The sequence below is a fragment of the Pseudomonas viciae genome (genome assembly GCF_004786035.1).
Lineage (GTDB): Bacteria > Pseudomonadota > Gammaproteobacteria > Pseudomonadales > Pseudomonadaceae > Aquipseudomonas > Aquipseudomonas viciae.
In genome coordinates this window covers 4,924,604-4,944,078 of sequence record NZ_CP035088.1, presented here as the reverse complement: position 1 = coordinate 4,944,078, position 19,475 = coordinate 4,924,604, and the positions used below count along the sequence as shown (strand labels likewise).

Genomic DNA, 19,475 nt, shown 5'->3' with positions numbered 1-19,475 from the left:
GTCTCATTTTTGATACCATATAAACTATAAGGCTCTACCTTGAGATACTTTAAATTCAAAAAAATTCAAATGGGTAGGAGATAATCAGTCGAGTTCGAGTGATCCTACCGCCTGTACTGATGTCGCCTGAGTGCCAAGATTGTATTAATTTAGTCGTCAATGCCTTAGCCGGACCGCTCGGGATGATATACTGAGCAATCAAATCGGTCTCCCGCTCTTCTTCAGACTTCCCATAAAGTCCAAAATAAGCTGAGTCTGCGTTAACTTTACTGCCGTCGATGTCCGTCCCACGAATATGCTTGGCTGTCAAAGTCAAACCCGGTACTCCAAACGATTGCATGTCCAGCTCATAGCGAAGCTGAACTGACTGCTCATTTGGTGCATTAAAGTCTGACAATTCAGCGGCGTTTGCTAGGTATAGACCGTCGCTAAAAACACCTGCTGCCACTCCGGGACTGACGCTTCCTATCGCTGCGTAATCGTGGGGCTGGTCACCATCATTGCGCTGAAACGCCAGTGCGAATGTGTGAGGACCCGTTGCAAGTGCTGCTGAAATTGACGCTGCTGTGACATTAATATCACCTGCCTTTGCTTCTCCCGAGTTGAGGCTGCGGTATAAGTTAAAGTCAAGCGTTAATGATTGTGATTCGGATAATGCGATAGCTTGGTTGATATTGGTATAATACTGATCCATGAGGTTCTCATACCGAGAGCCATAAAACGATATAGATGTCTGATCACTGAGCGCGTACGTACCACCAATATATCCCACCTGTGGGGTGCTGACCCTTGCGAAAGCCAGTCCGAGATCGCCGCTTCGATTGGTAGAAAGGTAACTTGTACCTGAGGTGAAAAGTCCAGCGGATAGGACGATATCCTTTAGCTCTCCGCTATCGAGCATCCAGCCAGTTGCGGTCTGGTTCAGTAACTTAGAGCTGCCGGTAGCGAACACAGGAACTTTTGGTTGTAAGTCACCGTATCTTAGTGTGGTATTGGACAGTTGAACCTTGATGCTGCCCCCCGCTTTACTATAGCTATCCGCCGGCTGACCGTTGTCGCGAACAGGGAGCGTCACAGAGCCTGTCCGTTTGCCGCTTCCGTCGAGCTTTATGGCTCCATAGGCGAAAGCATCGATGCCGAAGCCCACCACACCCTGGGTAAATCCAGAGTTGAAATCAAGCATTTCACCCTGTGTCCAATCACGCTGTGTACCCAAATCGCCAGTCTGATGCCAATAGTGATTGCGGGAAAGGAGGTTGAGATGACTGTCTTCTAAAAATCCAGCAGACTCCGATTGGGAGTTTGCATAACAAATGCCTGTAGGCATTAGTACTAGTACGGCCCCTGCAGCTAAACCTTTATGGTAGATTTTGTTATTCATTAGCTGATCTCGAGAGGAGAGTTTAGTTGGGTGTAGCGTAAAATTCGCTTGCTGGTTATATTTATTTAAATAAAGAGTTGGTTGTTATTCTGGTTGGATAATTTGCATGGTGCAGCCAGCATGATCGGATTTCATAGCATGTTAGCTTCCAGTTGGGTATAAAATCATTATACTTTTGGAGCTGTTATCCTATCTTAATTTTTTTGGCTTGTTTTACTTGCTAGGCGATATTGCGCTGGCGACTATTGCTGGATTTAGTCGCGTCCTTATGTATTATTTTTTGATGAGGATAATGAGTGTTCCTGGTTATTAGTGTCAGGCCGAATTAAGCGGTCACTTCCCCAGGTACGCCACTGCCGTTATTTCAATGAGCGCACTATCGCTGGCAAAGTCAACTACTCTCACGCCGGACGCACTTGGCGCTACCAATCCTTTATAAACGGCTGCTCTGGTCTCTAGGGCCTTAAAGTAAATGTCATTGTCTGTTTTATAGTAAATAGTTTCGCTTACAACATTGCTAAAGTCCGCGCCATGGGCTTTTAGGATAGCTGCCATTCGCTCGTAAATTAGCTGCATCTGCTTTGTAGCATCGCCGGCATAGACCTCTTTTCCGTCCTTGTCAACGGAGGTGACGCCTCCAATGCGTAGAAAATCCCCAGCTTTGACTGCAATTGAAAAGCTGTACTGCTTCTCAAATTCAGCATTCAAATGAAACGCTGCTTTGGGCTCCATTGCAAACAATTGCGTGGATAAGAATGGCAATAGAGCTAGTAATAGAATTTTACGCGTTCTGAACTTGTTGAAATGAGATGGATGCGGGGTAGGTGTTGTTTGAGTGGTCATACATGTGCTCCTTTTTGTTTTTTATTAAGCTACTCTAGCTTGTGCTTCAGGTGTTAGACATGAGCCGCCATATGCTTATACATTTTGCGCCACGGGGCCAGCCATCGCCGGGATTCTGAATTTTAAGGTGCCTTCTTGAGGAAATTGCAAAACCTGGGTTGGAAAGAGGTTTGCGCGTGCTCTCGGGGCGAGTTAAATTTATATTTCTTTTTACTGGTTGCATGTGCGATGACTCAATGCTGCAGAGCAATCCTCCCGTTGGAAATGCCGGTGTTCTCGCTCGATGCAACTGATCAAGCGTCCTTGAAGATAGTCCAGAGCCGTGAACAAGGTGACGGTGCCGTGGCGCGCATAATTGTGTGACTACGTACGGATGTGACCGATCGTCAGGGCAAACCCCGGTTGGGTCCGCTCAAGTGCTTGAACTTGGCTATTTTCATCGCAACAGAGCACCAGCGCTTTGTCCGGCGGATCCAGGTAGAGGCCGATGACGTCCCAAAACTTCTCTTCGAAATGCGGGTCATTGGGCCGTTTGAAGGTGCGGGTTAGGTGCGGCTCCAAATCGTTGGCAGCCCAGATCTTGTCCACACTGGTGGCTGAAATTCCAGCCGCCCGGGCCATGCTTCGGCGGCTCCAGCGACGTTCACGGATCCGGGGTTGTGTGACTTGCTCAAGCACGCGTTGTACAGTGTCAAGGGGCAGGAAGGGTTTACGACCGCGACCTGGCTTATCGATCAAACCGTCTAGCCGCTGATCCTGAAAACGTCGACACCAACACGTGACGACAGGAAGCGAGAACCCGGTCAGCCGGGCAATTTCTACCCGCGTGCAACCTTGGGCCGCCAACAGAATCACTTGTGCCCGACGACCGTCGCGCTGGCTGATGGTGGCCGAACGGACACGCCGGCTCAGTTCGGTGTGCTAAGCTATGCAGTTGCTGTCCCAGGTCGACGCGATGGGCCAGAAGATCCACCGCCTTGAAACGGTCAACGAGCAACTTGCTCACGAAATCGCCATCCTCAAGCGACACAAGCTCGCCAAGCGCAGCGAGCAACTGAGCCCCGACCAAGGCAGTCTGCTCGACGATCTGCTCGATACCGATATCGCAGCTATCGAAGCCGAGCTGAAGGCAGCCAATCCACAGGCCGCACCGGCGGAGCCACGTCAAGCGAAATTACCGACTTGCTCCCTTTTCGCTGGGTCAAACAGGGAGGCTGATCGTTGGGAATATCCATCAAGCGGGAAGATAGCGATAGACCTTTGTTTCTCTAACAGAAAATCCTGCTCCCTCATATAAACGGTGAGCAGATTCTCGATTTGGGTTAGACGTAAGATCCAGTTTTTTTGCGCCCAGAGCATGACTTCTTTCTACAGCTGCCTGAATGAGTGCTTTGCCGACCCGTTGTCCCCGGGCACCAGCATCCACAACAACGTCCTCGATCCACGCACGAACTACTGTCGGAATACGGAAATGAATGAGGGTTAGCGCTCCCAAGATATCTTCTCCACCTGCCCCCTTTACGACCAATAAATCCGAGCATTCTGCACCTACGATCTGCTGCAATTCTTGCATTGTCATCGCCTTCGCATTCATGGAAAGCTGGGGGAGTAGGTCATTCAAAGACTTGAGCAATACCGGATTTGTCTCTCGAACCAACTCGATCAATATGGGTTGATTTGTCATTAGAGTTCCTCGGATAGGGAGCAGTGGCGAAGGTAAGAAGTCTATCAAGACACGGCACCAAGCCTCACACCATGCGATCAGACAAATTGCAGTCTCAATATAATACAGGCTACGCATGACCCGCTGGATGACGATGGACATCTCGCTGTTTGACAGCCACAGTCAAAGAAACCAGACGGGATGACCGGACGCTTACTGATGGTGCGCCTCGCTGGCCGGGAGTAGCTGAACCTGCTCGGCGTAACGATGGATTGGATGCAAGCAGAGCTGAGTGAATTGGGTATGGGAGAGGGCGGTGTATTGCCAGATACGATCCAGTAACTGGCGGCGGTGATCGACCGCCAGTAGAGTTTGAGCTGACTCGACGGACAGGTAACCTTCAGTGACGTTCGCGGACAGCAGGGAGGAGGCTTTTGCCTTTTGCGAAGAAATAGGTTGAGAAGCATCGTGGTCTCCAGGGTGGCGGCCGGACCTATGGCCTTTTAGCCTTTTTGGATAGAGCTCTTACCCTTGAACTCCCAATTCCCCTTCGACCTTTGATCTCCTTTTGACTGCTGTCCTTTTTACGCGGTACTCGGAATATTGAAATCGCCTGACATCGGTTTCTTGAGCTGGTACTGACAAGAAAAGATTCAGTACACTGCGGCTGCATAATTTGCGGGGCCTGCTATGAACCTTACTGACGCTACGCTCGTGCTGCTCCTCGCAGCACGCATCCATGGAACAGACGAGGTTGTCAGGGCCTCAGCGAAGAGCGTGGCCAAGAAGTTGCCGCGCAGCAAGCGCGATCTGATCTACAAGGTTATCGACAGCCGAAGTCCGCTCGACCTAGTCGGGTTTCTGGCAGAAAACCTAAATAACTGACCTGCGATCTTTTCCGTAGCCCGCTGCGTCCTAGGAGGCTCTCGGAAGTAGGTAAAGTTGTCCGCGGAAAACGTGGGTATATCAATGGATAAAACTCTGCGTGCCATGAAGTACGCTGATTACGATAGGAGGATTACTAACTGAGCAGCGCGTTTGTAGTAGCTGAAACCTAGATGCGTCTTTGCCCGTAGAGCAAAGCCAAATTCCCATCGGGCACTCTCGAGCAATTCGAGTGTTTAGTAGTTCGATTTTGTTCACGTTTCCGTCGGTTGCCCAGAACCGCCAGAAGTCCTCAGTTCACCTTTACGAAGGTATTCTCCGGCCTTCTTGGTTTCGTTGAGGGGGCAACGATCGTGCGTAATGTTCCCGTAGTCGAGTTTCTTCTAGAGAATGGTTGGCTCACGCCGTGGGAAGGCGGGCTTAACCAGAGACTGGACTTACTAGTGGATAAACCAAAAGAGTACGCTCTTCGAGAAAGGCGATAAATTCCCGCACTGATTTTGGTACGTATCGGCGTGATGGATAAACGACAGAAATTTCCAGGGTCCGCGACTGCCAATCATCCAGAAGTTGCATCAGGCGTCCTGTTTTTAGGTCTTCTATCACAAGAAAATCAGGTATTAGCGCAATGCCTATGCCCGCCAACGCCATTTCTCGGATAGCTAAACTATTACTAGCTGAAAATTGACTAGAAATGTTGATGTCACTAACGTGATTTTCTTTATGAAAGCTCCATTTTGCTGGGCTTGCACCTAAAGTATACAACAAGCAGGCGTGGTCCTGGAGGTCTTGCGGAGTAGTGGGAGTGCCGTTTGCATCGAGGTATGACTTGGTAGCAACTAAGATATGGCGAACATGAGCGATACGTTTAGCTACTAAAGTTGAGTCACTTAGTTCGGCAATTCGTAAAGCCACATCCACACCTTCGGTGAGCAAGTTGATTTTTTTGTCATCCAGACGGAGGTCAATGGTTATTTTTGGATGTTTTTGTTGGAACTCAGCCATTCCTGGCAATATGTGCATCAACCCAAAGCTCATCGGAATGGCTGCAACTACCTTGCCTATTGGCTCAATACGATCCTCATCAATTTCTTTTTCTGCCTCTCGGATTGCTTGAACAGCTACTGATACGCGTGCGTAATATCGTTCCCCAGCAGCGGTGAGAGATAATTGTCGTGTAGTACGATGGATTAACCTTGTGGAAAGTGTGGTTTCTAGTGCCGTGATGTGCCTGCTCACAGCTGACCGAACCATACCGAGCTTTTTGGCTGCGGCGGAAAAAGATTTCGCCTCAATCACCGTTATAAAAATGGAAATTGCCGTTAGGTTCTCCACTTTACAGTCCTCCCCCTCTATTTTCGCCGCTGATGAGCATGTGCTGTTGGCCGTTAGAGGATAGCATCAAGGCAATCACAGTGATTAGTAACTTTAAGAGAACACTGCATTCTAGTTTGAAGCGCTTATCTTGGCGGTGATCATGCCGCACGATTGATGCATCAAATAAAGGTGGGTTTTATGATCGTAATAAATAAATCCGAGGACCGTGGATCATTCAAAAATAGCTGGTTGGATGCAAAATTTTCGTTTGAATTTGGATCTTACCGAAAACCCGAGCGCCGAGGGTTTTCGGATTTAATTGTTTTTAATGATGATATCGTTCAGCCGAAGTCTGGATTTACAGAGCATTCACATTCAAACGTAGAGGTGATGTCTTACCCTTTAATGGGTGAAATTGAACATCGAGACAGTATAGGTAACTGCCAAAGAGTTAGTTACGGTGATGTACACTTAATGCGCGCAGGAAAAGGCATTTCACACAGTGAAATGAATCCTTCGGACAGTGAGATTGAGCATCATGTACAATGGTGGATTAAGCCAAAAAATTTGGACAGTGATCCTTCCTATCAGCTATGCACGTTTACGCCTGAAGATAAAGTTGGACGGTTGTGCCTTATAGCTTCAGATAATTCGGCGGACGGGGTGCTTTGCGTTGATCAGGACGTTAGGATTTACGCCTCCATATTAACGCCGATCGAGTTGGTGTGGAAGGTGCCTATGAATCGCCGTGCATATCTTCATGTGTTAAGTGGCGGTGTAGCTATTAATGATTTTGCGCTATCGGCAGGAGATGCCATCTTTGTGGGAAACTGCACGACAATTGCAATAAGTTCGCTAGATAGTGCGGAAGTGTTGCTGTTTGATCTTCGTTAATCTAAATTACTGGTCTGGGAGAAGGAATATGTTCGGCTATGCAAAATCAATTTTGTCAGTCGCTTTAATTGTTGTCGGTCTTGTCCTCGGTCTTGGTGATGCGAAAGCAGCAGAATCGTTATCGGCGGCTAAGGTTTTAGACCAACTCACGCCAGAAAATACAGCGTTGCTATTGGTGGATTATCAACCTCAATATGCTTTTGCTACACAATCAATAAGTATTGATGCTCTCATTAACAACGCGACTGCGCTGACGAAAGTTGCCAAGGTATTTAAGCTTCCTACAGTCATTACAACGATCACCGCGGACAGCTATGGCGGACCTATGTTTCCGCAAATTAGAGCAGTTATGCCAGATGCTGAAGTTATTGATAGGACGCCGATTAATGCTTGGCAGGATGAAAAAGTTCGTAAAGCAATTCATGCCACAGGACGGAAGAAATTACTGATTGCAGGTCTGTGGACTGATAATTGTGTAATGCTACCAGCCTTGTATGCACTTAAAGAGGGCTATGAAGTTTACGTGGTCACTGATGCAAGTGGGGATTCTGACGCTGTCTCGCATGAGCGGGCAGTGCAGCGTCTTGTGCAAGCTGGAGCAGTCCCTATAACTTGGTTGCCTGTCCTGTTGGAACTTGAAACTGATTGGACTAAAGATAAAACGAACGGCGAGGTTTACAATATTTTGCGCGATCATGCTGGGGCAATGGGTATTGGCGCCTTTTATAAACAGTTTTTAAGTACAAAGTAGCTCGTTTGAACCGTCGCGGCGAGCCTCATAGATACGTCTAGATTCTCTCCGCGCGGTGCCTATGAAGCTCGGTGGTAAAAATTAAGCGTTCTGGGTGATGTGATGCGATCTAGGGTAATAGTTAAGGCCTCCTTCTCGTGTGCTGATTGATTGTTGAACACTGGTTAAACCATTAAATTTATAGTCGGTGGGGCGTGCACGATTACATCGGCTTGACTGATACTACCTACACAAACTTTAATTTTTTTCCTAGCCATGTAGGTAGGATATGGACGACCGACCGGTGCAGCGAGGATCGACTGGCACGCCCAATTGAGTTCGTGTGGGTTGGCAACCATACCTACCGTGGCGGCGAATTGCATGCCTGCTCCTCTTCATCATTTGCCGTTTTCCACCTGACTGAATGTAAGCGCGCCTTGAACCCTACATTCACTGTCACCAGTCGATCCCTGATGCTGCGCTCCCGATTTCTTTCTGGAGCCTGCCCTCGATTATGCGCCCCGACGCTAAAGTGGAAAAAAAAAGCTATCTCCATCCTAAGTCTGTGGACTTTTCGAAAACTCCTCGACGGCCTAGTGGCCCTGGTCGAACGTAAAATAGGGTGCCATTCTCGGCACCCTGTTCTTCGTTATTCTGAATCGCCACAGTAATCGGATGAAAACTCTTTATCGGGAGCGCGACGGCTTCTGGGCCTTTGGCTCAAGCGCCTCGACGCCGACCGTTTTAGAATCGCCGTCGATACCACCGACGAGGCCGTCGTTGCCTGACCCGGTATAATCCACAGCATGATTTCCATGCCTGACGTCTTCCCGGCGACCTTGCATTACTCAAGCGGTTGCTTTGTGAATCGCAATCCAAAGTCGCCTATCTCGAAGAGCAGAATGTCCTGCGGCGTCAGCGCCTGTTTGTCGCAAGTCCGAACAATCTGCCGACTCGCTAACGCCACAGTTGGCCTTGTTCAATGAGGAAGAAGCTGAGCTTGTGGCGGCTGCGAATCCAGACCCGGACGAAGAAGTCGTTGCACCGTTCAAACATCGCGGCAACGTAAGCCGCTTCCGCCCGAGCTCTTCCGGACTGAAGTCATTCACGAATTTCCCAAGCATGACCTGAATTGCGACTGCGGCTGCCGCAAGCCCATTATGGGCGAGTGTACTAGCGAACCGCTAGAGATCGTGCCGCTGCTGATCCGGGTGATCAAATACATCCGAAAAGTGTATGACTGCCGTGGCTGAAGCTGCGACGGTCACCGTAGATAAACCTGCTCAGTTAATTGAAAAGAGCCTCGCCTCAGCCATGTTTAGCGATGCTGTTGACCACTAAGTACGTCGACGGATTGCCACTTCATCGTTTCGAGAAAGTGCTGTTGCGACACGTGATCGACATCCCTCGGCAAATCCTGGCGCGATGGGTCATTCAATGTGGCGCACCTGCAGCCGCTGCTGAATGTGAAGGGCGATAACCTGCTTGAAGGACGCGTTATCCATTGTGATGAAATCTGTGTTCACGTACTCAAGGACGAAGTTCACGAGCCCAACAGCCAGTCCTTGATTTGGGTTCAAAAGGGTGGGATTCCTGCACACCCTGATGTACTTTCGATTATGCATCCAGTTGTGGGGGGACTTGCCTGTGCACCTGCTTGAAGGCTATCGCGGCTATGTCATGATTATGCCGGCTATAACGCTATCACTTTAAATGAGGGCTTCGAGCGCATGGGATGCTGGACGCATGCACGTGTTAGTTCGTCGACGCGCAGAAAGTACAACTTACGGGCAAGGCACGGCGTGCTGATGTTGCGTTGAGTCTGATCAATAAACTCTCAGGATCGAGCGTGAAATCAAGGATGTCGGCGACGCTGAGCGCCTGGTGATTGGTCAAGCATGGAGCATTTCGGTTCTGAGTGAAATACAAAGTGGCTGGAGAAAACTGCATAGGTAACGTCGCAGAATGCCCTGGAGAAAGCCGTTTATTATCCGCAAGCAACTGGAACAAGCTCAAACGTTATGTAGAGGCGGGCCATCTGCCGATCGACGACAAACTGGCAGAAAGAGCGATAAGGCCTTTTGTCATCGGGGTAAAGCTTAGCTGTTCAGCGATGCGCCGAAGGACGCCACCGCCAGCGCTCAGATCTACAGCCGGTCTAGACCGCCAGGGCGAACGGACAGGAGGCCTATCTGGGGTTGCGCCACGTACTAGAACGGCAGCCGCATGCGCAGTCGGTTGTCGAGTAAGAAGCACTATTGCCGTGGGTGGCGAGCATGTAGTTGATAAAGCTAGCTTTTGATCCGTTTGGATTGGTGAACCCCGAAGAATCCTTTCTGAGCCTTAAAGCATAGCGTGCCGGCCACGCAGTCAGCGATTGCCAGCCGGTCATTAGAAGCACACAATTGAGTCCACCAATCATAAGCTTGGCTTTGGAATCCAAAGTCTTTCAATAGGTTAGAGGATGAGTTATGATCCCGTCCGCTGCGCCATATTCGGTTATCTGGAACGCTGAACGCCAGGTGACCAACGGAAAGCCCGCTAACGCGGGCTTTTTGCTGTTTGCAGTTCCTGCGAGGCGCCTCATTCACATTTTTTCGCTGAATTTTGTAATTAAATCAGCACGTTACGAAAAACTGTGAGAGAATGCGCCCCGCATCGAAAGTGCAGGGTGATTAGCTCAGCTGGGAGAGCGTCTGCCTTACAAGCAGAATGTCGGCGGTTCGATCCCGTCATCACCCACCAAACTTTCAATGTTACGCGCAGCGGTAGTTCAGTCGGTTAGAATACCGGCCTGTCACGCCGGGGGTCGCGGGTTCGAGTCCCGTCCGCTGCGCCATATTCGCTTCCACTTAGGCCCACTGAACGCCTGGAAGCTACCGAATAAGCGGCCTTTGGCCGCTTTTTTCGTTTATGGCGTTTCATCGCAATCCATCAGCAGCCCAGCAAACGGCAAGGCCGTGATATTGCAGGTGCTGCCCCTCGGCGGATATGAGCGTCAAATGGGGATGTGGGTCGTCGACAAGACCTGGCGCAACCCCATGAACGAGCGGATCTGCCGAACGCCGGGCAGGTAAAGCAACTGTTCGGCATGCAGCCGGTTGAAGCTGTGGCTGTCCTTGGTTCGCAGCAACATGAAATAGTCGAACTCTCCCGTCACCACATGGCATTCCATACAGCCGGATACCTTCTGTGCTGCCGCCTCGAAATCTGCAAAGGATTGCGGCGTGGAGCGGTCCAGCACTACGCCGATCAACACCACCATCCCCGCGTCCAGCGCGTCATTATCCAGTAGTGCGACGATGCCCTTGATGAGGCCGACCTGCTTGAGCCGTTCGACGCGCCTGAGGCAAGCCGGCGCGCTCAGCTTCACCTTCTCTGCAAGCGCCACATTGGAGATGGAAGCATCGCGCTGCAGGGCCTTGAGAATCGCTCGGTCGGTTCGATCAAGTGGCTGCGGCGCTGGAGCGGTTTCTTCAGGCTTCTTGTGAGTTTTTATTGTGCTCATCTCTATTCCTGCGCAACTTAAGTATGTTGCATGGTTGTTTTCGTAAATAAGATTTCTTTAAGTGTTGAAAACTTGCAACACATATTTTTCACATTCTTCTTAATATTGAACTCATCGAAGCCCTCTGAAATGGCCTGGAATACAGTCTTTGTCTTTCGGTCCGGTGCTTGGATATCCAATACACAAGGAGCAGAGTCATGAACCTGAATCGTTTCGAACGTTATCCGCTGACCTTTGGTCCCTCTCCCATCACCCCCTTGAAGCGTCTCAGCGAACATTTGGGCGGCAAGGTGCAGCTGTATGCCAAACGTGAAGACTGCAACAGTGGCCTGGCTTTCGGCGGGAACAAAACCCGCAAGCTCGAATACCTGATTCCCGAAGCGCTTGAGCAAGGCTGCGATACGCTGGTTTCCATCGGCGGAATCCAGTCGAACCAGACCCGCCAGGTAGCCGCCGTCGCCGCTCACCTGGGCATGAAGTGCGTACTGGTGCAGGAAAACTGGGTGAACTACTCCGATGCGGTGTATGACCGGGTAGGCAATATCGAGATGTCCCGGATCATGGGCGCAGAGGTACGTCTGGACGCCGCCGGGTTTGACATCGGCATTCGTCCCAGCTGGGAGAAGGCCATGAGCGACGTGGTCGAGCGAGGCGGCAAGCCCTTCCCGATCCCGGCGGGGTGTTCCGAGCATCCCTATGGCGGCCTCGGGTTCGTGGGTTTCGCCGAAGAGGTACGGCAGCAGGAAAAGGAACTGGGCTTCACGTTTGACTACATCGTGGTCTGTTCGGTGACCGGTAGTACCCAGGCCGGCATGGTGGTCGGTTTTGCTGCCGACGGCCGCTCGAAGAACGTCATCGGTATCGACGCCTCGGCCAAGCCGGAGCAGACCCGGGCACAGATTCTGCGCATTGCCCGGCACACCGCTGAGCTGGTGGACCTGGGTCGGGAGATCACTGAAGAGGACGTGGTTCTCGATACGCGCTTCGCCTACCCGGAATATGGCTTGCCCAACGACGGCACGCTGGAAGCTATCCGACTTTGCGCGAGCCTTGAAGGCGTACTGACAGACCCGGTGTATGAGGGTAAATCCATGCACGGGATGATTGAGATGGTGCGTCGTGGTGAGTTCCCTGAAGGCTCGAAAGTGCTTTATGCGCATTTGGGCGGGGTTCCCGCGCTGAACGCCTATAGCTTCCTGTTCCGCAACGGATGATTGCGGTTCAGCCCGTTAAGCGTTGGCGCTGGCGATGAGTGAGCTGTGGCGCGGGAGCACGCTCCCTTGCCACAGGTTCAATGTCGTACTTGCAGAGCAGCGCCGGCCCTGGCCCCATCAGGCGCTATAGCGCTCTTGCAAGACACTTTTTGCCAGAACCCTGGCCACCGACAAGATCTCATCCACCTGCTTATCCATCGCGGCATCGGTTAACTCGACCTTACCCAGTTTAACGAAGCGCAATGTGTGGCCGCAGACGGATCCCAGCCAAGTCAGGCTAGGCAGTGGGCTGACTTCGACATCAAGCAGGTAGCACCCTTTCGACACTGAGCGCAGCAATTGGCTGGCATGACACAGGCTGGATGGATTCGATTCCGACGCCTCGGACCCGGCTCTGAGCCAGTCGAGCATGAACTCATTCGACTGCTTGACGACCAGATAGGCCACCTGGTCCCAGTCTTTGATCGCTACCTGCAACGTGTCGATGAGGTATTTGGGCAGCTCGGCACTGGTGATAATGACGACACCCACATCCGTTAACGGCGCTTTTATCCAGACTGCGGATTGCGAAATCCCATGCATGAACGTACTCCCGGTGATGTGTAGAAGCTTATGGCCTCAGCGGTTCTCGCCGACGGCCAGAATGGTCGCCACCAAGGCCTGGGCGCGTGGGACCAGCGTGTCCAGTTCCAGGTATTCACGATCGGTGTGGACTTTGCCACCCACCGGCCCGAGGCCACACAGGGTTGGAATGCCCAAGCTGGCGGTGAACCCGGAATCGGCGCAGCCGCCGGTGAATTCGCCCTCGACACTGAAGCCTAGCGCCAATGCTTGTTGTTGATAGGTGTGTAGCAGTTGTTCGCTGTGCCGTGCTTCCATCGGCAGAAAGGTCGTCGCTTCCTTGAGGATGGCGCTTGTGCCAGGCAGTTCCTCTTCTGCGACGATGCCTTGGATGGCGGCGAATATCTGTTCCCAGTGTTGCAACTCAATAAACCGTACATCCAGCTTGGCTGAGGCGGTGGGCGCGACAGTGTTGCTGGAGGTGCCGCCGGCGATCAGCCCGATGTTGGTGGTGATACCCGCGGGGTAATTGGTCAGGGCATGCAGTTTGACGATCTTTCGGGCCAGTGCCTCGATGGCGCTGGCCCCGTCGGCATGGTTGACGCCGGAGTGCGCAGCGCGGCCACTGACTTCGATGACCAGTGTGGCCCCGCCTTTACGGGCGCTGACCACATTGCCGCTGGCCCGTCCCGGTTCGGTATTGAGTACGGCGCGGGCTGATTTGGCGGCGCTTTCGATATGGCTGCGGGCGCTGCCAGAGCCGATTTCTTCGTCACCGGTATAGAGCACCTGCACCGGGCAGGGCAAAGGACCGGCGCGCTTGAGTGCCTTGAGGGCGAAGCAGTTGAGCACCAATCCACCTTTCATGTCGGCTACGCCGGGGCCATAGGCGAGGTTGGCATCGCGGCTGAAACCACGGGTGGTGGTCGTGCCCTTGGGGAATACCGTGTCGCGATGGCCCAGTAACAGCACCGGTTTGCCAGCCTCGCCGGGCACTTGGGCAAGCAGTACGTCGCCAAAACCTTCGACCGGCATACGCTTGAACTCGATACCGTCGGCCTCCAGTTCCGCTGCGAGCAATGCGCCCACGGCATCGACCCCCGCCTTGTCATAGCTGTTGGAATCGGTATCGACCAGACGCTGCAACAACGACTCCATGGCGGGGCGCTGGTCGGCGAGCCAGTCCAGCGCCTGTTGGTGGGTATCGCTCATTGCGCACGCTCCCGTGCCCGATGTTCCTCGCTCAGACGTGCCGCGTCGTTGCCCAGGTCCCAGAACAGCCCGGCCATGATCTGCAGACTTTCTTTGACCACCGGTGCCAGCAAGTGCTCGTTGGGCGCATGTTGTGAACAGGCCGGGTACGAGTGCGGCACCCACAAGGTCGGCAGGCCGAGCACGTCGGCAAACACGTCGTTGGGCAACGAGCCGCCGAGGTTGGGCAGCAGCGCCGGTTTCTTTCCGGTGGTCTGCCTCAGCGAGTCGAGCGCCCAGTTGACCCATGGGCTTTGCGGGTCCAGCCGGGTGGCGTGCATGACATCGATGCGGCTTTGTTTGACCTCGACATTGGTGAAGCCATGGGCATCCAGGTGAGCGCGCACGGCGGGGATAAAGGTCGTGTAATCGCTGTTTACCACAAAGCGGATATGGCAGTGAGCGTTGGCCCTGCCGGGGATCGCATGCACCGGCGCATCCGGATTGCCGGTCTTGAAGGCAATGACGTCGAGGGTGTTCCAGCCAAAGACTTTCTCGCTCAGCGACAGGTCCGGGTGGCCCCAGTTGGCGTCGATTTGTGGATCACCCGGCCCGCCACCGACTTCGATATCGACCAGCGCCTGCCGTACCGAATCCGGCAGTGCGCTGGGCTGCAAGCCCTCGACTTTTACCCGGCCATGTTCGTCGATCATGCTGGCGATGGCATTGGCCAGGATGATGCCGGGATTGGCCAGCAGCCCGCCCCAATTGCCGGAGTGATGCGCGCCTTCGCGCAGATTGACCTCCAGCTCGAAGTTGAACACCCCGCGTGAACCGAGAAAAATGGTAGGCCGTGTGGCGGCCAGGCGCGGGCCGTCCGAGGCGATGAAAATATCCGCCGCCAGCTCCTTGCTGTGGGCGGCACAGAACGCATTGAGGCCCGGCGAACCTTCTTCTTCGCCCATTTCCAGCAGCAGTTTGACGTTGAAACCGAGCTTGCCCTCGCGGGCCTTGAGGGTCTGCTCCAGCGCGGTGAGGTTGATCAGGTGCTGGCCTTTGTTGTCGGCGGTGCCGCGCCCGTACCAGCGATCACCTTCGACGGTGACTTGCCACGGCGACAAGCCTTCGCGCCATTGTGCCGCGTAGCCGCGTACCACATCGCCGTGGCCATAGCTGAGCACGGTGGGCAGCCCCGGGTGTTCAATGCGCGTGGCGATCATGAATGGGCCGCGTTCCGCGACCGGGTTGTCGTAGATTTTTACACTGAAACCCAGCGCCTCGACATGCGGGGTGATGAACTCGTTGAGGTAGCGATACAACTCCGGTTGGCTGTCTTGCGCCTGGCTTTCGGTGGGCAGGGCGACACTGCGTTCGAGCAGGTTGAAAAAAGCGCCGTTGTCGAACTGTTCGAGGGTATTGCTGATGGCCTGGGAACGACTCATGAGTGGACAAGCTCCAGTGTTTGGGTGGGACTGTCGTGGAGGTGGCAACGGACGTTGCCGCCGATAATCGGATCGTTGGCCGGATAGGCTGTTTTGCAGCGCTCCAGGCAGTTCGGGCAGCGCGGATGAAAGGTGCAACCGGAGGGCGGGGACATCGGGTTGGGGAAGGCGCCGTGCAGTCCGATGTCTGGAATGCCCAAGCGGGGATCGGGGGTGAGTACCGAATCCAGCAAGGCGCGGGTATACGGATGGCCGGGTTCGGCGAACAGCGACTGGCGGGTGCGTTCTTCGACAATACGCCCCAGATACATCACGGCCACCCGGTCGGCGAGGTGTTCGATAACCGCCAGGTTGTGGCTGATCAGCAGATAGGTCAGGCCGAACTCGCGCTTGAGGTCTTGCAACAGATTGAGGATTTGCGCCTGCACCGACACGTCCAGCGCCGAAGTCGGCTCGTCGCAGATCAACACATCAGGGCGCATGATCAGCGCCCTGGCAATCGCCACGCGCTGGCGCTGGCCGCCGGACAACTGGTTCGGGTAGCTGTCGATCACGCGCCGGGGAAGGCCGACTACATCGAGCATTTCTTCGGTTTTCTTGCGTCGCTCGCTGGTGGTGCCGATGTCGTGGACGATCAACGGCAGGGTGATGATTTCGCGCAGAGTCTTGCGTGGGTTCAGCGATGAATACGGATCCTGGAAAATCGGCTGGATCCGCCGGGACATTTCCTTGCGATCTGTCGCTGCCAGATGTTTGCCATTGACCAGCACGTCGCCTTGAGTGGGCTGTAGCAGGCCGAGCAGAATCTTGGCCAGGGTGCTTTTGCCGCAACCGGACTCACCCACCAGACCGAGGGTTTCACCGCGCATCAGGCGCAGTGACACGCCATCAACGGCCTTCAGCGTGGCGGCGGGTTTGAAAAAGCCCTTGCTGATACGGAACTCGCGACGGATATCGCACAGCTCCAGAGCGATGTCTTTTTTCATGAGCGGGCACTCTCTTTAACCAGCAGCGGTTTCGGGCCGGAAGCCGCCAGCAGGCAGCGCGCCATATGTCCGTCCTGGTGCACTTCGGGCACCTCCCGGGCACACCCCTGGACGGTGTGCGCGCAACGATTGCGAAACGCACACCCGTGTTGTTCACCCACCAGGCTCGGCACCAGACCGGGAATCGAACCCAGCGCTTCGCCCGGTTTGGTCCGCCCTGGAATCGGGATGCTGGCCAGCAGGCCACGGGTGTACGGATGTCGCGGGTTCTCGAAGAGTTGTCGGGCGGGAGCGCTTTCGACGATTTCCCCGGCGTACATCACGGCCACCCGGTCGGCGATGCGGGCCACCAGCCCAAGGTCGTGGGTGATAAAGATCACCGCCAGACCCAGTTCTTTCTGAATATCGCGGATCAGGCGCAGGATTTGCGCCTGAATGGTCACGTCCAGTGCGGTGGTCGGCTCGTCAGCGATGATCAGGTCTGGCTCGCACATCAACGCCATGGCAATAATCACTCGTTGGCGCAAGCCCCCGGAGAGTTGATGCGGGTACTGACGCAGGCGCTCGCCAGCATTGCTGATGCCGACTTTTTCCAGCATCTGCGCGGCGCGGGCCAGCGCATCCTTGCGCGACACCTTGCGGTGCCGGGTCAGTACTTCACTGAGCTGATCGCCGATGCTGTAGGCCGGATTCAGCGCGGTCATGGGCTCCTGGAAGATCATCGCCAGGCGGTTGCCGCGCAGGTCGCACATGCTTCGCTCGCTCTGGCCGAGCATGTCGATGCCGTCCAGCGTCAGTCGGCTGGCGGTGCGCTTGGCCTTGCGCGGCAGCAGGTCCATGAGTGCCAGCGAGGTCAGGGATTTGCCGCAGCCGGACTCCCCGACAATGCACAGCATCTCGCCGCGCTCGACCTGAAAATCCAGGCCGCGCACCGCATGCAGCATGTCATCCGCTGTCGGATTGTTACCCATGGGAATGTCCACCCGCAGGTTTTCTACATGGAGTAGTGCCATGTTCGGTACCTTCTATCAGTTACGGCCGTCGGGCAGGATCAGATCACGCAGGCCGTCGCCGACCAAGTTGATGCCCAGCACCAGAATCATCAGGGCGATGCCCGGGATGGCGATGACCCATGGGGAAAAGAACATGTAGGGTTTGCCCTCGGCGATCATCAGCCCCCAGGACGGCGTCGGCGGTTGTACGCCCACCCCAAGGAACGACAGCGCCGACTCCAGCAGGATCGCGTGGGCCATTTCCAGGGTCGCGACCACGATCAGCGCACCCACCAGATTGGGCAGGATTTCACTGAGCAGAATGCGCAAGGTCGAACACCCCAGGGCTTGTGCCGAGGCGATATATTCGGCATCGCGAATCTGTTGCACCGAGGCCCGAACCACCACCGCGAAGCGGTCCCAGAGCAGGCAGCCGAGCAGAATGATCACCACTTTCAGCGAGCCGCCCATCAACGAGGCAGAGGCCAGGGCAACCATGACCACCGGCAGCGCCAGCCGAGTGGTGATCAGGTAGCTGATAAACGCATCGACCTTGCCGCCGTAGTAGCCGGCCAGCAGACCCATGACGGTGCCGATGACGCCGGAAATCAGCGCCGCCGCAATGCCGATAAACAGTGAAATCCGCGCGCCGTAGAGCAACCGTGACAGGTAATCGCGGCCCAATTTGTCGGTGCCCAGGACATATTCCCAAGTGCCGTTAGCCATCCAGACCGGCGGCTTCATGCGCAACATCACGTCTTGCGCATAGGGGTCATAAGGCGCCAGCCATGGCGCGAACAGCGCGCCAGCAAAAATGATCAGCAGCAACGCAGCGCCGATGGCGAAGCCTCGGTGGCGAAAGCTTTTGCCAAGCACCCGGCTCAGGCTGCTCGGTGGCGGCAGGTAGTCGTTGATCGCCAGGGTAGTGGGGGTACTCATGAAGGGCTCCTAGCGCACGCGAATGCGCGGGTCGAGCAGTGCGTTGAGCACATCGGCCAGCAAGGTGAGGATGATGTAGATCACCGCAATCAGCAGGACCACCGCCTGTACCACCGGGAAGTCGTCACGGGCGATGGCGTCCCAGGCGAGTTGTCCGATGCCTTGCAGGGAGAACACGGTTTCGATCACCACCGAACCGCCGAGCATGAAGCCGAACTCCACCGCTGCCAGCGCAACGACCGGAATCAATGCGTTGCGCAATGCATGCTTGAACAACACGTGGGCAGGGCGCAGGCCTTTGGCGCGGGCGGTGCGGATGTAATCGCAACTGAGCACATCCAGCATGCCGGCACGGGTCAGGCGCATGATTGCCGGCGTTGCGTAGTACCCCAAGGCAATGGCCGGCATGACGAAATGCAGCATGCTTGAGTTGCCGGAGACGGGCAGCCACTTGAGCGTCACCGCAAACACCACGATCAACATCAGCGCAAACCAGAAACTGGGCATTGCCTGACCCAGTACCGCAATGCTCAAGGCCAATCGGTCTATCCAGGTGTCGCGTTTGACCGCGGCCAGTACACCCAGGGGAATCGCCACCAGCAAGGCGATGCCCAGGGCCATGGCACCTAGCCCGAGGGTAATCGGCAAACGGCTGGCGACGAGGTTGTAGACCGACTCCTGGAAGAAAAACGAGTTGCCCAGGTCCAGCCGCAGCAAACCGCCCAGCCAGTTGATGTACTGGGTGGGTAAAGGTTTGTTCAAGCCGTATTGCACACGGATCTGCTCGATCTGTTCACTGGTGGCTTCTGGCCCGCCAATGGCCGTGGCCAGATCGCCGGACAGATGCAACAAAGAGAAACTGATCACCGACACGGTAATGGCGACGCAAAAAGCGATGCCCAGACGGCGTAGAAGGAATCCAAGCATGG

At 54.5% G+C, this 19,475-nt stretch carries 16 protein-coding genes, 2 tRNA genes and 4 pseudogenes; 8 read left to right on the top strand and 14 right to left on the bottom strand.

Annotation, left to right across the window (positions count from 1 at the left end; genetic code table 11):
• Window positions 1-55: 55 nt before the first annotated feature.
• The 3 genes and pseudogenes from EPZ47_RS21790 to EPZ47_RS21780 all read right to left on the bottom strand — a co-directional run.
• A complete protein-coding gene (locus tag EPZ47_RS21790; RefSeq protein ID WP_064614977.1) occupies window positions 56-1,381 on the bottom strand; it encodes an OprD family outer membrane porin in 1,326 nt (441 codons plus the stop codon).
• Between the two features lie 333 nt (window positions 1,382-1,714).
• On the bottom strand, window positions 1,715-2,224 hold the full coding sequence (locus EPZ47_RS21785) for a RidA family protein (protein ID WP_052760636.1): 510 nt from the start codon (window positions 2,222-2,224) through the stop codon (window positions 1,715-1,717).
• A gap of 264 nt (window positions 2,225-2,488) precedes the next feature.
• Window positions 2,489-3,136 (bottom strand): annotated as a pseudogene (locus EPZ47_RS21780) (IS630 family transposase); the annotation flags it as partial.
• A 16-nt stretch (window positions 3,137-3,152) separates the two neighbouring features.
• On the opposite strand from EPZ47_RS21780, the pseudogene EPZ47_RS21775 reads away from it, so the two are divergent.
• Window positions 3,153-3,392 (top strand): annotated as a pseudogene (locus tag EPZ47_RS21775) (transposase domain-containing protein); the annotation flags it as partial.
• A 66-nt stretch (window positions 3,393-3,458) separates the two neighbouring features.
• Here the strand turns inward: EPZ47_RS21775 and EPZ47_RS21770 are convergent.
• Both EPZ47_RS21770 and EPZ47_RS21765 read right to left on the bottom strand, forming a co-directional pair.
• The gene (locus tag EPZ47_RS21770) at window positions 3,459-3,908 is read right to left on the bottom strand and encodes a GNAT family N-acetyltransferase (RefSeq protein ID WP_080956999.1); all 450 of its coding nucleotides are present in this window, start codon (window positions 3,906-3,908) and stop codon (window positions 3,459-3,461) included.
• Window positions 3,909-4,106: 198 nt separating this feature from the next.
• Window positions 4,107-4,354 (bottom strand): annotated as a pseudogene (locus EPZ47_RS21765) (TraI domain-containing protein); the annotation flags it as partial.
• A gap of 223 nt (window positions 4,355-4,577) precedes the next feature.
• Here EPZ47_RS21765 and EPZ47_RS21760 point away from each other — a divergent pair.
• Window positions 4,578-4,772, top strand: coding sequence for a DUF7740 domain-containing protein (locus tag EPZ47_RS21760; RefSeq protein WP_046816069.1), 195 nt, complete (start codon window positions 4,578-4,580; stop codon window positions 4,770-4,772).
• Window positions 4,773-5,192: 420 nt separating this feature from the next.
• Here EPZ47_RS21760 and EPZ47_RS21755 read toward each other — a convergent pair whose 3' ends face one another.
• Entirely contained in the window at window positions 5,193-6,107 is a 915-nt protein-coding gene (locus tag EPZ47_RS21755) for a LysR family transcriptional regulator (protein WP_095963993.1), read from the bottom strand.
• Window positions 6,108-6,287: 180 nt separating this feature from the next.
• On the opposite strand from EPZ47_RS21755, the gene EPZ47_RS21750 reads away from it, so the two are divergent.
• The 5 genes and pseudogenes from EPZ47_RS21750 to EPZ47_RS21730 all read left to right on the top strand — a co-directional run bounded on the left by EPZ47_RS21750 (window position 6,288) and on the right by EPZ47_RS21730 (window position 10,552).
• On the top strand, window positions 6,288-6,983 hold the full coding sequence (locus EPZ47_RS21750; RefSeq protein WP_158296375.1) for a pirin family protein: 696 nt from the start codon (window positions 6,288-6,290) through the stop codon (window positions 6,981-6,983).
• A 28-nt stretch (window positions 6,984-7,011) separates the two neighbouring features.
• On the top strand, window positions 7,012-7,734 hold the full coding sequence (locus EPZ47_RS21745; RefSeq protein WP_080957002.1) for a hydrolase: 723 nt from the start codon (window positions 7,012-7,014) through the stop codon (window positions 7,732-7,734).
• 785 nt (window positions 7,735-8,519) lie between these two features.
• A pseudogene (gene tnpC, locus EPZ47_RS21740) lies at window positions 8,520-9,962 on the top strand (IS66 family transposase).
• A 420-nt stretch (window positions 9,963-10,382) separates the two neighbouring features.
• Window positions 10,383-10,458 (top strand) — tRNA-Val (locus EPZ47_RS21735).
• 17 nt (window positions 10,459-10,475) lie between these two features.
• Window positions 10,476-10,552, top strand: a tRNA-Asp gene (locus EPZ47_RS21730).
• 159 nt (window positions 10,553-10,711) lie between these two features.
• On the opposite strand, the gene EPZ47_RS21725 is transcribed toward EPZ47_RS21730, so the two are convergent.
• Window positions 10,712-11,221: an Lrp/AsnC family transcriptional regulator gene (locus EPZ47_RS21725; RefSeq protein WP_135846674.1), complete on the bottom strand. Its 510-nt coding sequence runs from the start codon at window positions 11,219-11,221 to the stop codon at window positions 10,712-10,714.
• Between the two features lie 197 nt (window positions 11,222-11,418).
• Here EPZ47_RS21725 and EPZ47_RS21720 point away from each other — a divergent pair, with 197 nt between their 5' ends.
• Complete coding sequence (locus tag EPZ47_RS21720) at window positions 11,419-12,435, top strand: 1-aminocyclopropane-1-carboxylate deaminase (RefSeq protein ID WP_135846673.1); 1,017 nt, start codon at window positions 11,419-11,421, stop codon at window positions 12,433-12,435.
• Between the two features lie 117 nt (window positions 12,436-12,552).
• Here EPZ47_RS21720 and EPZ47_RS21715 read toward each other — a convergent pair whose 3' ends face one another.
• Genes EPZ47_RS21715 through EPZ47_RS21685 form a run of 7 tightly spaced genes read right to left on the bottom strand, consistent with a single transcriptional unit; the run spans window position 12,553 to window position 19,473 of the window.
• A complete protein-coding gene (locus EPZ47_RS21715; RefSeq protein ID WP_135846672.1) occupies window positions 12,553-13,017 on the bottom strand; it encodes a transketolase in 465 nt (154 codons plus the stop codon).
• 36 nt (window positions 13,018-13,053) lie between these two features.
• On the bottom strand, window positions 13,054-14,208 hold the full coding sequence (locus EPZ47_RS21710; protein WP_135846671.1) for a M20 family metallopeptidase: 1,155 nt from the start codon (window positions 14,206-14,208) through the stop codon (window positions 13,054-13,056).
• Window positions 14,205-15,629, bottom strand: coding sequence for a M20 family metallopeptidase (locus tag EPZ47_RS21705; RefSeq protein ID WP_135846670.1), 1,425 nt, complete (start codon window positions 15,627-15,629; stop codon window positions 14,205-14,207). The genes EPZ47_RS21710 and EPZ47_RS21705 overlap by 4 nt, the downstream gene beginning before the upstream one ends.
• Complete coding sequence (locus EPZ47_RS21700) at window positions 15,626-16,615, bottom strand: ABC transporter ATP-binding protein (protein ID WP_135846669.1); 990 nt, start codon at window positions 16,613-16,615, stop codon at window positions 15,626-15,628. Before EPZ47_RS21700 ends, EPZ47_RS21705 begins: the two co-directional genes overlap by 4 nt.
• Window positions 16,612-17,628: an ABC transporter ATP-binding protein gene (locus EPZ47_RS21695; RefSeq protein WP_135846668.1), complete on the bottom strand. Its 1,017-nt coding sequence runs from the start codon at window positions 17,626-17,628 to the stop codon at window positions 16,612-16,614. Before EPZ47_RS21695 ends, EPZ47_RS21700 begins: the two co-directional genes overlap by 4 nt.
• Before the next feature lie 15 nt (window positions 17,629-17,643).
• Window positions 17,644-18,546, bottom strand: a complete 903-nt coding sequence (locus EPZ47_RS21690; protein WP_135846667.1) for an ABC transporter permease — start codon at window positions 18,544-18,546, stop codon at window positions 17,644-17,646.
• 9 nt (window positions 18,547-18,555) lie between these two features.
• Window positions 18,556-19,473: an ABC transporter permease gene (locus tag EPZ47_RS21685; RefSeq protein WP_135846666.1), complete on the bottom strand. Its 918-nt coding sequence runs from the start codon at window positions 19,471-19,473 to the stop codon at window positions 18,556-18,558.
• Between the last annotated feature and the right edge of the window lie 2 nt (window positions 19,474-19,475).

What these genes read in the sequence shown, in the direction of transcription:
- EPZ47_RS21790 (WP_064614977.1), bottom strand. Translation starts at nt 1,381, where the DNA reads ATGAATAACAAAATCTACCATAAAGGTTTAGCTGCAGGGGCCGTACTA.
- EPZ47_RS21785 (WP_052760636.1), bottom strand. Translation starts at nt 2,224, where the DNA reads ATGACCACTCAAACAACACCTACCCCGCATCCATCTCATTTCAACAAG.
- EPZ47_RS21770 (WP_080956999.1), bottom strand. Translation starts at nt 3,908, where the DNA reads ATGACAAATCAACCCATATTGATCGAGTTGGTTCGAGAGACAAATCCG.
- EPZ47_RS21760 (WP_046816069.1), top strand. Translation starts at nt 4,578, where the DNA reads ATGAACCTTACTGACGCTACGCTCGTGCTGCTCCTCGCAGCACGCATC.
- EPZ47_RS21750 (WP_158296375.1), top strand. Translation starts at nt 6,288, where the DNA reads ATGATCGTAATAAATAAATCCGAGGACCGTGGATCATTCAAAAATAGC.
- EPZ47_RS21745 (WP_080957002.1), top strand. Translation starts at nt 7,012, where the DNA reads ATGTTCGGCTATGCAAAATCAATTTTGTCAGTCGCTTTAATTGTTGTC.
- EPZ47_RS21725 (WP_135846674.1), bottom strand. Translation starts at nt 11,221, where the DNA reads ATGAGCACAATAAAAACTCACAAGAAGCCTGAAGAAACCGCTCCAGCG.
- EPZ47_RS21720 (WP_135846673.1), top strand. Translation starts at nt 11,419, where the DNA reads ATGAACCTGAATCGTTTCGAACGTTATCCGCTGACCTTTGGTCCCTCT.
- EPZ47_RS21715 (WP_135846672.1), bottom strand. Translation starts at nt 13,017, where the DNA reads ATGCATGGGATTTCGCAATCCGCAGTCTGGATAAAAGCGCCGTTAACG.
- EPZ47_RS21710 (WP_135846671.1), bottom strand. Translation starts at nt 14,208, where the DNA reads ATGAGCGATACCCACCAACAGGCGCTGGACTGGCTCGCCGACCAGCGC.
- EPZ47_RS21705 (WP_135846670.1), bottom strand. Translation starts at nt 15,629, where the DNA reads ATGAGTCGTTCCCAGGCCATCAGCAATACCCTCGAACAGTTCGACAAC.
- EPZ47_RS21700 (WP_135846669.1), bottom strand. Translation starts at nt 16,615, where the DNA reads ATGAAAAAAGACATCGCTCTGGAGCTGTGCGATATCCGTCGCGAGTTC.
- EPZ47_RS21695 (WP_135846668.1), bottom strand. Translation starts at nt 17,628, where the DNA reads ATGGCACTACTCCATGTAGAAAACCTGCGGGTGGACATTCCCATGGGT.
- EPZ47_RS21690 (WP_135846667.1), bottom strand. Translation starts at nt 18,546, where the DNA reads ATGAGTACCCCCACTACCCTGGCGATCAACGACTACCTGCCGCCACCG.
- EPZ47_RS21685 (WP_135846666.1), bottom strand. Translation starts at nt 19,473, where the DNA reads ATGCTTGGATTCCTTCTACGCCGTCTGGGCATCGCTTTTTGCGTCGCC.